This window comes from Coleofasciculus sp. A1-SPW-01 (genome assembly GCF_040217205.1).
GTDB lineage: Bacteria > Cyanobacteriota > Cyanobacteriia > Cyanobacteriales > Coleofasciculaceae > Coleofasciculus > Coleofasciculus chthonoplastes_A.
Genome location: NZ_JAVJNP010000037.1, coordinates 1 through 14131, shown reverse-complemented (window position 1 = coordinate 14131; position 14131 = coordinate 1). Strand labels below are relative to the sequence as shown.

General features: G+C 44.2%; 11 protein-coding genes and 1 pseudogene. 1 reads left to right on the top strand and 11 read right to left on the bottom strand.

The window, feature by feature from the left end:
• Positions 1 to 9: 9 nt before the first annotated feature.
• The 11 genes from RH949_RS06350 to RH949_RS06300 all read right to left on the bottom strand — a co-directional run bounded on the left by RH949_RS06350 (position 10) and on the right by RH949_RS06300 (position 13802).
• A complete protein-coding gene (locus tag RH949_RS06350) occupies positions 10 to 1263 on the bottom strand; it encodes a glycosyltransferase (RefSeq protein WP_446352266.1) in 1254 nt (417 codons plus the stop codon).
• A gap of 143 nt (positions 1264 to 1406) precedes the next feature.
• Positions 1407 to 2588, bottom strand: coding sequence for a glycosyltransferase (locus RH949_RS06345; RefSeq protein ID WP_446352278.1), 1182 nt, complete (start codon positions 2586 to 2588; stop codon positions 1407 to 1409).
• A gap of 41 nt (positions 2589 to 2629) precedes the next feature.
• Positions 2630 to 3811 carry a glycosyltransferase family 4 protein gene (locus RH949_RS06340; RefSeq protein ID WP_446352265.1) on the bottom strand — a complete coding sequence of 394 codons (1182 nt, stop codon included), beginning with the start codon at positions 3809 to 3811 and terminating at the stop codon, positions 2630 to 2632.
• The gene (locus RH949_RS06335) at positions 3808 to 5346 is read right to left on the bottom strand and encodes a hypothetical protein (protein ID WP_446352264.1); all 1539 of its coding nucleotides are present in this window, start codon (positions 5344 to 5346) and stop codon (positions 3808 to 3810) included. Before RH949_RS06335 ends, RH949_RS06340 begins: the two co-directional genes overlap by 4 nt.
• Positions 5343 to 6680, bottom strand: a complete 1338-nt coding sequence (locus RH949_RS06330; protein ID WP_446352263.1) for a glycosyltransferase — start codon at positions 6678 to 6680, stop codon at positions 5343 to 5345. The genes RH949_RS06335 and RH949_RS06330 overlap by 4 nt, the downstream gene beginning before the upstream one ends.
• A 38-nt stretch (positions 6681 to 6718) precedes the next feature.
• The gene (locus RH949_RS06325) at positions 6719 to 7549 is read right to left on the bottom strand and encodes an FkbM family methyltransferase (protein ID WP_446352262.1); all 831 of its coding nucleotides are present in this window, start codon (positions 7547 to 7549) and stop codon (positions 6719 to 6721) included.
• A gap of 100 nt (positions 7550 to 7649) precedes the next feature.
• Positions 7650 to 8717 (bottom strand): glycosyltransferase, encoded by a 1068-nt coding sequence (locus RH949_RS06320; protein ID WP_446352261.1) that lies wholly within the window; start codon positions 8715 to 8717, stop codon positions 7650 to 7652.
• A gap of 1 nt (position 8718) precedes the next feature.
• The gene (locus tag RH949_RS06315) at positions 8719 to 9681 is read right to left on the bottom strand and encodes a hypothetical protein (RefSeq protein ID WP_446352260.1); all 963 of its coding nucleotides are present in this window, start codon (positions 9679 to 9681) and stop codon (positions 8719 to 8721) included.
• Positions 9674 to 11713: an FkbM family methyltransferase gene (locus RH949_RS06310; RefSeq protein WP_446352259.1), complete on the bottom strand. Its 2040-nt coding sequence runs from the start codon at positions 11711 to 11713 to the stop codon at positions 9674 to 9676. The genes RH949_RS06315 and RH949_RS06310 overlap by 8 nt, the downstream gene beginning before the upstream one ends.
• Positions 11714 to 11741: 28 nt before the next feature.
• On the bottom strand, positions 11742 to 12626 hold the full coding sequence (locus RH949_RS06305) for a sulfotransferase domain-containing protein (protein WP_446352258.1): 885 nt from the start codon (positions 12624 to 12626) through the stop codon (positions 11742 to 11744).
• A gap of 120 nt (positions 12627 to 12746) precedes the next feature.
• Positions 12747 to 13802 carry a glycosyltransferase family 2 protein gene (locus RH949_RS06300; RefSeq protein ID WP_446352257.1) on the bottom strand — a complete coding sequence of 352 codons (1056 nt, stop codon included), beginning with the start codon at positions 13800 to 13802 and terminating at the stop codon, positions 12747 to 12749.
• Between the two features lie 213 nt (positions 13803 to 14015).
• Between RH949_RS06300 and RH949_RS06295 the strand changes: the two are divergent.
• A pseudogene (locus tag RH949_RS06295) lies at positions 14016 to 14131 on the top strand (IS630 family transposase); the annotation flags it as partial.

The window sequence follows — 14131 nt, the reverse complement described above, 5'->3', positions numbered from 1 at the left end:
CTTGGACCCTCAGTAAGAAACGTCAAACTGAATACAACTAGGAGGATCACCATGACCCAGAATCCAGTGGTAAACGCTTAACATTTCCTTAGATATAGAATCCCAGGAGTATTTAGTTTCCACTAAATTTCGACCTTTTAAACCCATGATTTTGCGTTCTTGGGAAGACAACTGCATCCCTTCAGCTAAAGCACGAGCTAGTGCGTCTTGGTTGTTGTCTATCCACCAGCCGCATTCATAGGTGGATAAATCTTGCCAAGGTGTATCTTTGGTCGTGACTACTGGAATTGCATGAGCGAGTGCTTCGGCTACAGCAATGCCAAAGTTTTCTGAATGAGTTGGTAAAACAAATAGGTCAGCGTTCCTCAGAGCAGCCGCTTTCTTTTCTCCAGAAAGCATTCCGGTAAAAGTAACTCGCTTCTCTAGACTTAACTCTACTGTCATAGACTCTAGTTTCCTTTGATAGCCAATCTGATCGGGACCAGCAATCAAAAGATGCCAGTCAGGAAACTTAGCTGCTAACTTCTGCCAAACTTGCAGTAAGTTGTCTAAGCCTTTCTTAGGATGAATCCGCGACAAAAAAAGTAGCCACTTTTTGGCAGATAGTTCTGGGAATATCTGTGTCAATATTTCTCGATTTGTTGGCTCACATAAGTCCGGACAATAGACTCCATTGGGAATTAAAGCAATTGGCTGTTCAAATCCAAGCCGACGAATAGAAATTACTTCTTCCCAGGAAGTAGCATGAAAAGCTGTCGCATTTTTCAAGTTTTCTTGTTCATACAAAACCCATGCCAACCATTTCTTTATTCGGCTGCGCTTCAATGACCACGACTCAATCATGCCTCGGGTAGAAATCACCAATGGCAGACGATTTATCACAGCGGCTTTACGGGCATAAAGATTGGGAAACATCCACAAGCCGTGGTTGTGAATTAAATCCAATTCGGTTGAAGCTAATTGACACAGAGCATGGCTAGCATTAGGCTGAAAGCCTCGTATATACCAGCTAAGTAAGGTCGCAGGATAGTTGTGTAACCTGACACCTACTGCTGGAGCTTGGCGACCTCTTTGTTGATAGTCAAGTGTAAGTAAATGGGAGAACACTCCCTGTGCAGCAAGGGCTTGAGCTAAGCTAGTGACGGATAAAGCTGGACCTCCTGTAGATTCATTAATGCTTGCCACGACATGACAAACTCGTGGTTGAGTTACTGCCGTTTCTGGTGTTGATAGAGGGGTGTGTGGAAGTTGTTTAAAAGTCACTGGAATCCCAGCCAAGGAATATGCCAGCTATCTCGGCTGGCTGAGTCACTTAGTCATTCACGATGGATACTAGAAATCAGGACAAAATTATTCCGATTTTATGCAAATACTAATAATTATTACTCAGAGAAATAATCAAGAGATTATGATGGGCTGCCCGTAATATAAATATCGGCATAATCTTGCATTAATTCAACAAGCTTCTGCTTGAAGCGGTCAAATCCAAACTTGTCGATAACCGCCTGACGTAGTGCTTCAGGTTGATACATGAGTGGATTGGGGTAAGTTCGCTGTAATATCTGGATGAGAGTCTGGGCGATCGCGTCCACATCATCGGGATCGACTAAAGCTCCTAACTCACCATGACACAGGGCATCAATCGCCCCATCCTGATCGCCCCCCAGTGCGGGTTTGCCACAGGCTAAAGCTTCTAAATAGACAATACCAAACCCTTCTAGTTTGCTAGGCATGGCAAAAACGTCACAAAGATTGTGATAGTCGCTTAATTGTTCGTCAGGTATAAATCCTGCCAGTGTCACGCAATCTTGCAGTCCCAGTTGAGCAATTAATTGCTCGATGCGAGGTTTATCCTTCCCTTTACCAACAATTATGTAATGAACATTGGGAATTGCTTGACGGATTTGAGGGAGTGCCTCCAGAATTTGATCGTATCCCTTGTATCGTTTAGCTTCTGCTAACCGTGAGACTGTCAAGATAATGGGTTGTTCTGGTTTGAGGCTGTATTCCTCTAATAAGTAAGTCGATTTAGCAGAAATCTGAAAGCGACTTGGATCAAAGGTACATGGCAAAAGTGAAATTTTAGCTGGGTCAAGATTTTGCTCTTGGATCAGGCGATCGCGAGTGTAACCACTGATAGAAAGAATACGATCTGCATGGTGTAAAGCAGTTTGCAAGTCTTGACGTTGAATATTCCAGGCTTCTATACCATAAGCAATTGTCCAGTAAGGGACACCTGTGAGTTGTTTCAACCAGTAAGCAGCTACTGTGAAATTGAGATGAGCAGCAATTACTAACTTAGGGCGTTGCCAGAGTCCAAGTCCCAAAATTTGGGCAGCAAAACCGGGAGTGCGTAGGGCTAGAGGCAACGATCCGGAATAGTGAAAATTAGTATTAGTATTGCACAGAAGTGATACATTACTGGGACAGCGAGTGTCGTGTTTTAAGAATACATCATACTGAACCTTGGGGTAAGTTGTTTGCAGAGCTTCTAGCAAAAAGGCAGAATAAACTTGGATGCCTCCTTTAAACTCAAATATATTTGGAAACCAAAGGTGTAGGCGAGTCTGATTGGCAAGGGCTGACATTTTGCACAAAACATAGGATAACGTGTGCTGTTGGTGATGAACTACTGGCTTGGACAAAGTACCCCCAGATGGACTAGGGCTTCTTTTAAACCTTGAGTTGTTTGGGTATAGCTATAATGAGTGATAATTTTGCGGCTTTCTTCTCCCCACATCTTTAATCGCTCTCTATCTGAAAAAGCTTCTTGTAGACAAGTAGCAAGTGCCGACACGTCACCGGCTGGAAAAATCAATCCATTTCTGTAGGGTTGAATTAAATCGGAAGCGCAGCCTACATGAGTACTCGCGATCGCAGCGCGAGACATACACATCGCTTCGTTAATCACCAGCCCCCAGGTTTCGCTGTAGCTAGGCAAGACTAGCAAATCAGCTATAGCGTATGTACGAGGCATGAGAGTTTGGTTTTGAAAAGGAGCAAAATGAATGTGTGAATGATTGGCTGCATGTGAACGCAGTTCTTTCTCTAAAGAACCAGTTCCCACAAACAGTAAGGATATTTGAGAGAGGTGGGCTTGTAAAAACGCTTGCAGTAAATCTAGGGGTCGCTTTACAGATATAAATTTTCCAGCAAATAAAATAACGGAATGGTTTTCAGGAATTCCTAATTCCTGCTGCCAAAGCTTAGCTTGGCGACTGGCTTCCTCGGCTTGAGAAAAGAAGCGATCGTTGTCTATGGCGTGGGGGGCAAAAAACAGGTTTTCCGGGGGGACGTCGTGGTAACGGAAGTAATGATAATTCGCTTGACCGACATAAAGACAGGCGGAAAAGCGTCGATAAATCAGGGTAATAAACTTGCGACGCAGCCATTGTTTAGCACCAGTAATTGGTAAAAGCCGATGGGAGTCACCCCGAAACAACAGCGGCGCTTTGCGGCAGTTCCAGCGCCAGATAAAATTATAAAGACTGGCGTAGTTATAATTCATCAAGAGGACGGCATCGGGATTATAAACCCTGACTTGATTGAATAATGATGGGTTTTGCAGTCCCCAAAAGTGGCTAGTACCGGGATTAGGACTAATATTGGGAACGAATTCATAGTCATATCCAGATAATAGCGGGATATCCCACTGTATTCTTTGCTTGAAACCTACATCAACTTGCTGGGTGACGCCGAAGTTCCAGAGATAAAAAACCTTAAACGAAAAGTCAGCCACACTAGCAATGTTGCGAAAGAAAGGAGCGTAGTATTGAATCGGATGCGAAGTAATGATTGCCAGTTTGTTCATGACCATTCCTGACTCGAGTGATTCAGGCTTTTATTGTCCCGCTTGATATCTAAACAATCTTTGATTTTATAAACTTTCATAAAAACAAAATTAATTACCACTAAAACCATAGTGGCTTGAAAAAGCGCAGCAAAGTAGACACCCGCACTCCATTCTGTTTGGAAAGCGCAACTCATCAACAGCACAGAAAAAAGGGAACGAGATGATATCAAGGGTGTATGCAGACTCCAGCTTGTAGCTTTTCCATAAAATGCACCCAAAAAAATTGCTAATCCGGCGCAGCCTAAAAGACCGAAATTGGCATAAGATTCGGCTAGCAAGCCCCAGCCAATTGTAGTTGTAAACGTTGCCTCGCGAGTTTGCAGATCGTAATGAATGTTTAATATATAAGTCCCTTCGTGGCTGCGAATCTTATTCGGATTTAAAAAACGAGGAACGATTAACTGGGGCAGAATCATGTAAGTTTTTCCCTGTAAATACGGCACAGTTGTCGGAGTTTTTCTCTGAGCCAATAGTAGTATATGAATTACACTACTTCTTTGTAGAAATGAAGCTCTTTCCTCCGATTGAGGACTTGCTCCAGATTGAGAACTCGCCCTTTGATTTTTATAATATTCGAGTGAATAACCTACCCATTCAGCATACCAACCTGGATACTCCCAGGGTTGTACAAAGCGATTTTGGGAGCCAAACCAATATTTGGCTCGCATTTCTGCTTTACCGTAGTGCAGCAAAGACAAACAAATTACAACTATAATTATTGGTAATACGGGCATTCGCCGACTTCCCAAAATAAAAGCAACTGTCGCGATCAGGAAAATTGAAGTCGCCCCGACTAAAAGTAGAGAAGCAGCACTTGTCATCATATATAATGCTAACAAAGCAAAGAATAGTCGATTCATTCGCTTTGAATATTTTCCGACACCAGCATTAAAAGATAATGTGAACACGGCTAAGACGTTAAGTCCTAGTATAGCGCTGCGAATTAAAGAAAATAGTCCTCCATCCAGAAAAAACCATCCCCCCAATGAGTACATATTAAACAGCACACCAGCCGCAAGAACACTCAAGAAAAATTTATTGCCGCTTTGCTCATTAAAGGCTCGATAAGCTGGCGGCAAAGGCGGAGACGTTTTGACAAAGTTAAACCAGATTAAGGTTGCTAATCCCAGAAAACCCGCTACGGTGACGCTGGCAAATAAATGCTCTTGTGGTGAGTAAAGTATAACTTTGGGATGGTTGCTGACTAAGGGAATAGCGTGAGTCCAAAGATAAGTCAGGGCGAAAAGTGGAAATATGGGTAATCCCAATGCTTTGCCGGAACACCACAAATAAGCAGGAACTAAGGCAGCGATCGCAATTAAAATGGCACCCGCAATGCTAGCTAATGAGCGAGTTTGTAGCGTGTAAAGTTCAAAAAGAAATAAAACCGTTACGATTATCCAAAATGCTTGGAGTAACTGTCGTCGTTGTTGGCGGACAACAATTGGATGATTGAGCAGCGATTGGAGAACTAGTGTGAGATGGCTGTTCATGCTTTCTTCACGCCCTCGTGCAACGTCAGACATCGGTCAAAGATGGCACATTGTTTGCGGGTCATTTCGTGGGCTGTATAGGGGTGGAACTCTGACCAGTTGGTTTCAGGTTGATAGCCTTTCACGATAGACAGCAACCAATTGAGCTGATACGCGATATCTTTGAGCAAATCTTCTGGTCGAGCTTGTGAGTTGAAGGTGATTACTCGACCCGGATTACAGCGGCGCAAAATTTCTACCACGGAACTCTGTTGATGGAAAATGGCGAATATTGGTTTCCGAGCTAGGATGCAGGGGTAAATTTTAGAGGCAGTGTAGCCCGGATCGTCGGAACCGATGAGTAAAATTGCGTCGCTGTCGGTGAGAATCTGTAAAGCTTCAAAATAGGGAACGCGATGGAGATGCTCTTCTACTATGTCAGCAACTCCTAGGTCTTCGGCAATTGGCTGTATAGTTTTAACAGCGCGATTTCCTGGTGCATAACTGGTGCCGACAAAGTGTAGTTTGACCGCATCCCATTGTTCTGGATGTTGATGGCGCTCGGACTGGATGCTGGAGAATAATGCTCGCACAGCCAAAGCCATATCGCCGCCACCTCGACCGACATAAACCCAATGGCGTTTCCCATCATTGGGGTCAAAGATTTTTTGCTGAACCTTGAGGGAGGGAAGCTGCTCAAAGTCTGTTTCAGGTGCACCAAAGGGCAGGACGGTAAACTGGTCTTGGCGCAACCAGGAATATCGCTCAAGTAAGGTTTTTGGGTATTTTGGGGACACACTGATGACATGGCTGACACAACGCAAGGTTTTAGGTTCAAGCCTTTGTGCCATGAATTGTGCAAAACCATATTTATAGCGACCGCCTGGTGGTCGAGATGAGTTAGGCTGCTTGTGGTAGTCGCTTAACCAGGGGTCTTGGAAGTCAAGGACGTAAGGTACTCCGAAGCGGCTGCGCCATCTGGGACCGATCGCCATTGTGGTAAAGGCAGTGGTTGAGAAATAGGCTAAATCGAAGTTTTCTCTGGCGAGGATGCGATCGCCTGCTCGGAGCAGGTGAAAAAAACACCGCAGGCTCAGACTGCTCATACCGATGCGCTTGGTGTATTTGACAGGCAATGCTCCTGTGCAGGTGACTGGGATGTGGCTGGGGACTGCCTGCTCTAGTAGGGGGTCACGCACGCCCTCAACGCACTCAGGTCGCACAGTGAGAATGTGAGGTTCCCAGCCGAATTCTTCAAAGTAGGGCAAAGACATCCGCACCCGTTGATGATCGGGGGCGTTAATCGGTGGGAAATGAGGGCTGACAATGAGAACTTTACGGTTCAAGGTTGACACCTTTAGCTATAACTTCAACGGCTGTTAAGACCAGCAACTTAGCTAGGTAAGAAAAGTCCATTACTACGAGGAGGAAATTGAGACGGTTGGTAGAGTCGGTCGTTGTGGTCGAAAAGATGGCAGCGATATCCAAATGCACTCAGGTACTCTCGAATTCGCTGACCGTTTTCATCAACAGATTCGGCATAGATGGCTCGGATGCGCTGCTGTTTTAACAATTCTTCTGCCCCTTGTAGAGCGGGAATTTCGTAGCCTTCTACGTCTAACTTCCACAAATCAACGGTTTCAATGGAACGGATAGCTAACTCGTCTGCTAAACGCACAATCTGGATTGTTTCTCCCTCAGTCTCAGAGATTTGATTCCAAGCACCGTGACCATAATTGGCTCCGATATTTTGCAGGCGCAGTTGAGTGGGTGCAGCGCCGAGACCAAATCTGAGGAGTTCTACGGGTAGATTGGGATAGGTGACTAGACATTCCTCTAACCAGTCGGCTGCTGCTTTACCCGGTTCAAAGGCTAATAATTTGCCTTGGGGTATCCACTGAGCCAAATACATCAGCATTTGACCGATGTTTGCCCCGGAATCGACAATGATGCCATTGGGGGGAATGAATTTTTTTGCCCAGTTGAGGAAGTTAGCGCCCTCATATTTGCCATATACAATCCAGCGGTGAGTCGGATTGGTCAGGTCGAGTTTCCAGGGGAGACCCGATTCGGTTTGCACCCAGCAGATGCCTCTATGAGCGATCGCACTGCCAAACAATCGCTCGCAAATGCCTAGTTTGTGGGGGAAGTCAATGGGTTGTAACCAGGTTAGGGGTAATGGCAGGGAGCAATGGCGTGGCGTGTCGTTAGAAGCATTTACCATAGTTAGGTTGGAGGATAACAAGGTCTGTCTTGTCTGTAGGCTGGTTATTCATACAAGTCAGGGCTAAATCAATCAGGACTCCCTTATCGCTCGTTGAGATTTATTGCACCAGATGGCTGGACTTTTTGTTTGTGAGATTGGCAGGAATCAGACTGAGGTACAGTTGCTCGTACTTATCCACAATCACTGAGGCACAAAAGCAATCTTCGGCGCGTTGGCGGCAGTTACGGCGATCGATTTGAGGTAAGTTTTGGATGGCACTGCAGGCTTCTTCAATACTGCTGACAAGATAGCCGTCAATACCAGGGCGGATAATTTCGGGTAAGGCGCCTAAAGGACAAGAAATGACTGGCGTACCGCAGGCGAGGGCTTCGGCAAAGACGATACCGAAGGGTTCTTCCCATTCAATCGGTACAATCATGGCGACAGCTTGACCCAGTAGGACGTTTTTCTGGGTATCGTTAACAGATCCGACGTACTCAATTCCGTCTTTGCCTAAGTGGGGGACGATTTGGTTTTGCCAGTAGCGTCCGGCTTCTCCGGTTGTACCGTGGTTGCCAGCAATTAACAGGCGGCGTCCAGTGTTTCGGGCAGCAGCAATAGCATTATGCGCCCCTTTAATTTGTTCTACCCGACTCAAGAACACTAAGGGAGCATCGGGGGCAACGGTGGGCTCAAAGGTGTATTTTTCTAGTTCTACGCAATTATGGATGGGATGCCAAATACCACCAGAGGCTCGACCTTGGCGACAAATATGGTCGCTGCATCCAGTGAACGTGAGGGAACCATTTGCCAGTTTCACACCCCAACTGGTAGTGCGACGGCTAGGGCGGCGTTGGTAGGACATTACCTTGGGCAGGGGAGAGCGCAAAAGCGGCAGGAGATAGAGGATGCGGGAAAAGCTATGCACTAGGTCGGGTTGAAATTGCCGGACGGCTGACCATAAAGCTGCCGTGTTTTGCAGGGCATCGAATTTATCTTGGGACTTGAGACCAGACCAGGGGAAGTGTTGATGCGCTGGTGAGGTCGAGTCACGGTGGGCGACTAGTCCAACTGTATGACCGTGAGTTTGCAGCCTGGTGACTAAAAGATCGATGATGCGCTCAATACCTCCATAGAGTTGCGGGGGGACTGGGAGTTCGGGGTCGGCAGTGAGTAAGATACGCATTTCAGGATGATTTAGCGAGAAAATTTTCCCAGGCAGATAGATTTATGTCTGCAAAACCTCTCTGCTCTACAGGGACTTGACCTTTTAAAATATGCTGTTGAATCTGTGGTAGAAGCTCTATGTAGCGAGATGGCTTAGTGGTGGGATGCAAAAGCCATGCTTGCTCAGATTTAAGGTTAAGTCGCCGACCACCAGTACGTCCTATTCGCTTAAAAAGCATAATTTCTGGCGATCTGGGATAGCCACGATTTAAATATTTTACGGCTAATATTTCTAATAGTAAACGCCCTTGAATCAGTGGTAAATAACTATTTAATTTTTCTTTATCTATCAAGTAACAGCGATTACTAAACCAATCATTATACCAACCCCATTCAACTGGAACCAGAGGTCGATCTTCATGTAAGCTAGGAGCATCAGGAAGATTTTTTTCTTGGCTAAATGGTGGACTGATTCTCGGACTAGCCGCTACTACTTTATGTTCTTTATCCATCAGATATTTGGCTTCAACTGACCAGTCATAATCTGGTGCTTGGTAAAGCAGCATATCTGCATCGTAGTGGATAAGGTGGCGAGTAGTGGTTGCTTCAAAAGCTGCTAGGTAAGCCATAAGCGCACAACCTCCATAGTCATGCGTCTCACTTACCCAGTTAGCCAAGTATTTACGAGAGAGAATTGGTTGTAAAGAGTTGTCAGGATGCAGGTAAACTATTCGATCTAGATACCCTTTTGCTTTAAGTTCTTCAGCGATAGCGCAAATTTTATCCACTCTTTGTCGAAACTCAGGTTCAGGGAAACGCCGATCTGGATCAACAATTTTAGTTTTTTTGGGGCGGCAACAATCAACAATTGCTAGTATTTCGTACACGCTTGCACGATGTGCTTTAACTAAAGCTGGAATTGTTATTTGTGCGTAGGCAATATCGCCTGGAGAAAGATTAATTTGTAAGGTTACATCATTCATTAGACCACTTGGCTATAACTTGAGTAAATTTTTTGTCTTCGACTTGATGAAGACGCTGATCTCTAATATCTTCAATAATAGCTCCAGAATCGAGCAAACTTTTAAAGCAATCATTAGGATTGCCGATTGTATTAAAACCTAGGGGATGTAACTCTATGATCAAACATAAATTAGTTAAATTAATTAGACTACTTAAATGTTTTAACAAATTAACTTCAAATCCTTCTACATCAATTTTAACCAGACATTTGCGTGAAAGTTGTTCATTGATTAATCGTGCGAAGCTTACACTATTAACTTGTTTGCCTGATGGACTAACATGTCCAGTTACAGAACCACTTTCATCAAAAGTTAAGACCCCATCTACAGCCGATACAGCTGCTTCAATAAAATCGACCCTATCAGTTAGTTGGTTAAGACCAATGGAGTTCTGCAATAAAGCAATAGCCCGGGAATTAGGGTCGATACAAACGGCTTTTATATTGGGATTGCGTAACAATACAGATAAGCTCATTGTTCCAATATTAGAGCCAATATCAATCAGGATTTCGTAATTTCGAGATAGTGATAACAACTTGTCTTGTAATTCACGGTCAAAGGTTTCGTATCGGCGGCTACCTGTCCATGCCCATGAGTGTTCCACCGCATCTAGGCAAATCATTCCGCTATGAAAAGGCTGTCGGAGAGTATATCCGCGAAGAATTTTTTTCGCGATTGTTCGTAAAGCGGAAATTTGATGAAGTTTAGAAAAAAATAAATTACTGATACTTGGTTGCATGATTAAAATTGAGTAGGACAATGGATCACTTCCTAAAAGGAAATTAGCAGTTTTTAGGATGACTTCTACTTGATTTTCCCAAGACAAATTTTCTTGGGCTACTTTTAAAGAATTAGCTTTTGTCGTCTTCAATCTTTCAGGAGTACATAGTAAGTCTTTCAAGGCTTGGGCAAGTGCAACAGGATTTTGACTGGGAATTAATCGACCGATCGCAGGCTGTTGGGAAAGTATCTCTCGCTGACCAGCAGTGTCAGTGGCAATTACCGCTAGACCAGCTTGTAGGTACTGAAAGAGTTTATTGGTTACCGTGAGATTGCGGCTAGGAATATCTGTATACTCCAAAGCCAGACCGATATCATGTTCAGCGATGCGGGATAGTAATTCGGCATTGGGGACGGTGGGATGAATGAAGATGCGATCGCGCCATTCTGATGTCACCAGTGGTTCTAACCATTGACGAGCGCTTTCCGGGTAGTTGCCCCGTAAATGAATTTCTACGGGTATATGTAGGTGAGGGAGTGCCTGGAAGAGGGTTTCTAGTCCCCGTCCAGGTCCGATAGTTTGGGAGAACCAATGAAGAGAGGATAACTTTAAATTCTTGCGATCGCGTTTTTGGCGATCGATTTGCTCTCGCTCTGCCCAAGGAAAGGTGTTGTAAATAACTGTTGGTTTTGGTGCCTGATAAGCCTCAGCTAGAGCTTCAGCTAGAGCATGGGAAGTCGTGAGGCAGTAGATACACTCACGGGCAAGACGGCTTTCTAAGGCTTTGAGTTGGGCGATTGGTCGGGCAGCACGAGCTGTGGGTGGGAGATCTTCAGAAAACCAATCTTCAAAGTCTACTCCCACGCGGAAGCCTTCATTGAGGAGTTGATTACCGACCCAAAGTCCTGCTTCTGAATGCACAATGGTTAGATCAGCACAAGCTTGACGGGCAACTTTTAGCATTGCCTTTACCCCGTAGCCTAGTAATCCTGGTGAAAAAATGCCAAATTGCTGAAACTGTTCTTTAGCGAGACGGCTTTGGAGTCGGATTTTCCAATTGTGGAGGCGGTGAGTGGGTTGAAAGTCAACAATGGGTTCAAATCGCCATTTCTTGTTGGCGAAAAGGATGCGATCGCGCTTTACCAGTTCTGGGTCAAACCAAAAGCCACGCACTGTAACATCGTGACCAGCATTCGCGAGTGTTTCTGCTTCTTTCTGGGGTCGAGGAGCAGTACACAGATGAGCGCCGATCAAAATCAGAATTTTAGCCATTATGCATAACTCCCAGTAGGCTAATTGGCTAAAGCCAATTTGAAAGATCGCGTTCAATTAGATTTTCCAGCTTTAAGATATCCTCTTTACATACTTGGCTAAAACGCTGCCGAATATCTGGTAACAACGGAGATGGCTTGACTCGATTATATTGCCTTAATTGTACGACAACGTTCTGCCTTAACTTATTGGGTATTATTGACTTTACGATAGACTTAAGTCTACTTTTTCGGGCAAGAAATAGTTTGAGGTAGTTGTTTCTAGGAGAGCTGGTTATATTATGCTTAACTGAAACGTCAGGCACAAAATTACTATCTATGTTCAGGAATTGAAAAATATCTTGTAGTAATCCTACAGGATCGGCTTTTAGATCTTCATGAAGATAAATCTTAATTTGTTCTCTAGGAAACAGGTCAAAATAGCGCTTAATTTGGGTATAGTAAAATCCAGATTGTAAATAATGAAAGTCCCACTCCCTGTTATCACATATACGACTTTGCTCTGCTTGCAGTGCCTGCTCAAAATTAGTGATAGATTCCCAGCCACATTGAACGCGAAACGCCCAGCTAGAATAAGCTCTCTCAACAGGGTTGCGTAGAATAGCAATCAATTTTGCTTCTGGTAAGTGATACTGTATTCTCTCTGATGCTGTTTTGCTGTAAAGATACCAAGTGGATGCTTCACCAATAGCTATTTCATCAGTGACTCCCTCAAAGAGAGTACCGTAAGCTTCAAGATTTGGGATACCCCAATGGGGTTTATTTTCACCTTCAAAAGAAAAAAAGTGTGGTTCTTTACAGGAAGGCATATAAATTTGTGGATGCTGGTTGAGATAATTGAAGATAGCTGTAGTTCCACATTTAGGTGCGCCAATAATAATAAAATTAGGTAGATTTTTAATTTGTTTGTTCATGGTTATTAATTTTAGCTAAATAAAAAGATTGATCAGTTAACACCTAGTTGCTGTTTCTCAGTATCGGCAACATTGACTACATATTAAGCATTATTGACTTCTAAAAATAGCCATGATGAACTACTTGTCGCACCTATTAGCTTTAGTTTGTGAAACTTTGCCAGCACTCAGACGATAGTCTATTCGTTCTCTGAGCTTCGCCAATTTCCATCCCACAGCAACCTCACTATAGCCATATCGGTACACAAGTTTTTGGATATGCTTCGCTTGCTGCCATCCCACTATCTGAGACAACAGTTGAAACATCGGGCCTCCACGAGGTTTTAACTTGGAACCACCGAGTTGCTGGACTTTCATTTCTGCATACTTCCGAAGTTCTGGTACATCCGGATAAACTTCGTAGATGAAGCGTTGTAATTTTGTTGCACAGGCGTGGCGTGTACGTGGGCTATTTTCTTTGGATAGCAAGGCTTGCGTACTCAGTTCTATAGCCTGAAAGGCTGATTCATAAGCAGCAGGCGACTTTGAACCACTCAGACTGATGGGAAGTCCAGATCGATAGTAAGTTCTAGCACCTTGGCAAAACTTGACCCCCTCGCTTACTAGGACAACCCGGCCAAAGTATTCACCATCATCATCTAAAGAGAGATTTTCGTTCCAAATACCAGCTTTTTCAGCAATTTGGCGCGGAACTAACCAAGCGGCAGGGTGCATCATCCAGCCCCTGTTTCCAGCGCAAACCAACCATTCAACAGGTGACATATCTGCCCACAAAGGCTGAGGGATAAACAAAGCGTCTGAGGGAGTTTTGTAGAATCTCGCCCATTCTCCGGCAGCTACACAATTACAATTCTCATTTGCCAGAAGTTGCACCTGGCGCTCTATTTTGTCAGGTGCAAACAGATCGTCGGCGTCCAGATACTGGATAAAATCGCCTTGGGATTCTTGAAACGCTCGATTTCTAGCAGCGCTGGCTCCTTTGTTTGGCTGAGTGATGACCTTGACGCCACGCGACTCGAACGCCTTGGCAATTGCTAAACTACGGTCTTTCGAGCCATCATCAACAACGATAATTTCTGTAGGCGACCACGTTTGCGCCAGTGCAGATTCTAGTGTTTGGGCTAGCCATGCTTCTGCGTTGTAGCAAGGGATGAGAATGGAAACGAGTTGCTTCATCGCATCATACTTCTAACAAGTAGTTTCACTTTTTAATGAGGAAAAGCGGATATTGACCAAACCGTCCAGCTAGGTACGGAAACTTATCCTCTAACCAGTAGATTAATTCCAGAATTTTTTCACCAAGAAGCCCACTATGAATATATATAGCAGCCCTAAATAGGTCGCAACAGATATAATAGTAATAACACATCCCTAGTAAAAAGACAAAAGATGAACATTATAGATGAATTGGCTAATTTTATCAATCAGACAAAAGAGACCAAAGAAATTAAAAGAGCCTTGGCGGTAAAAATGATTTTGGAAGGAAAATCTTATCGTGAAGTCAA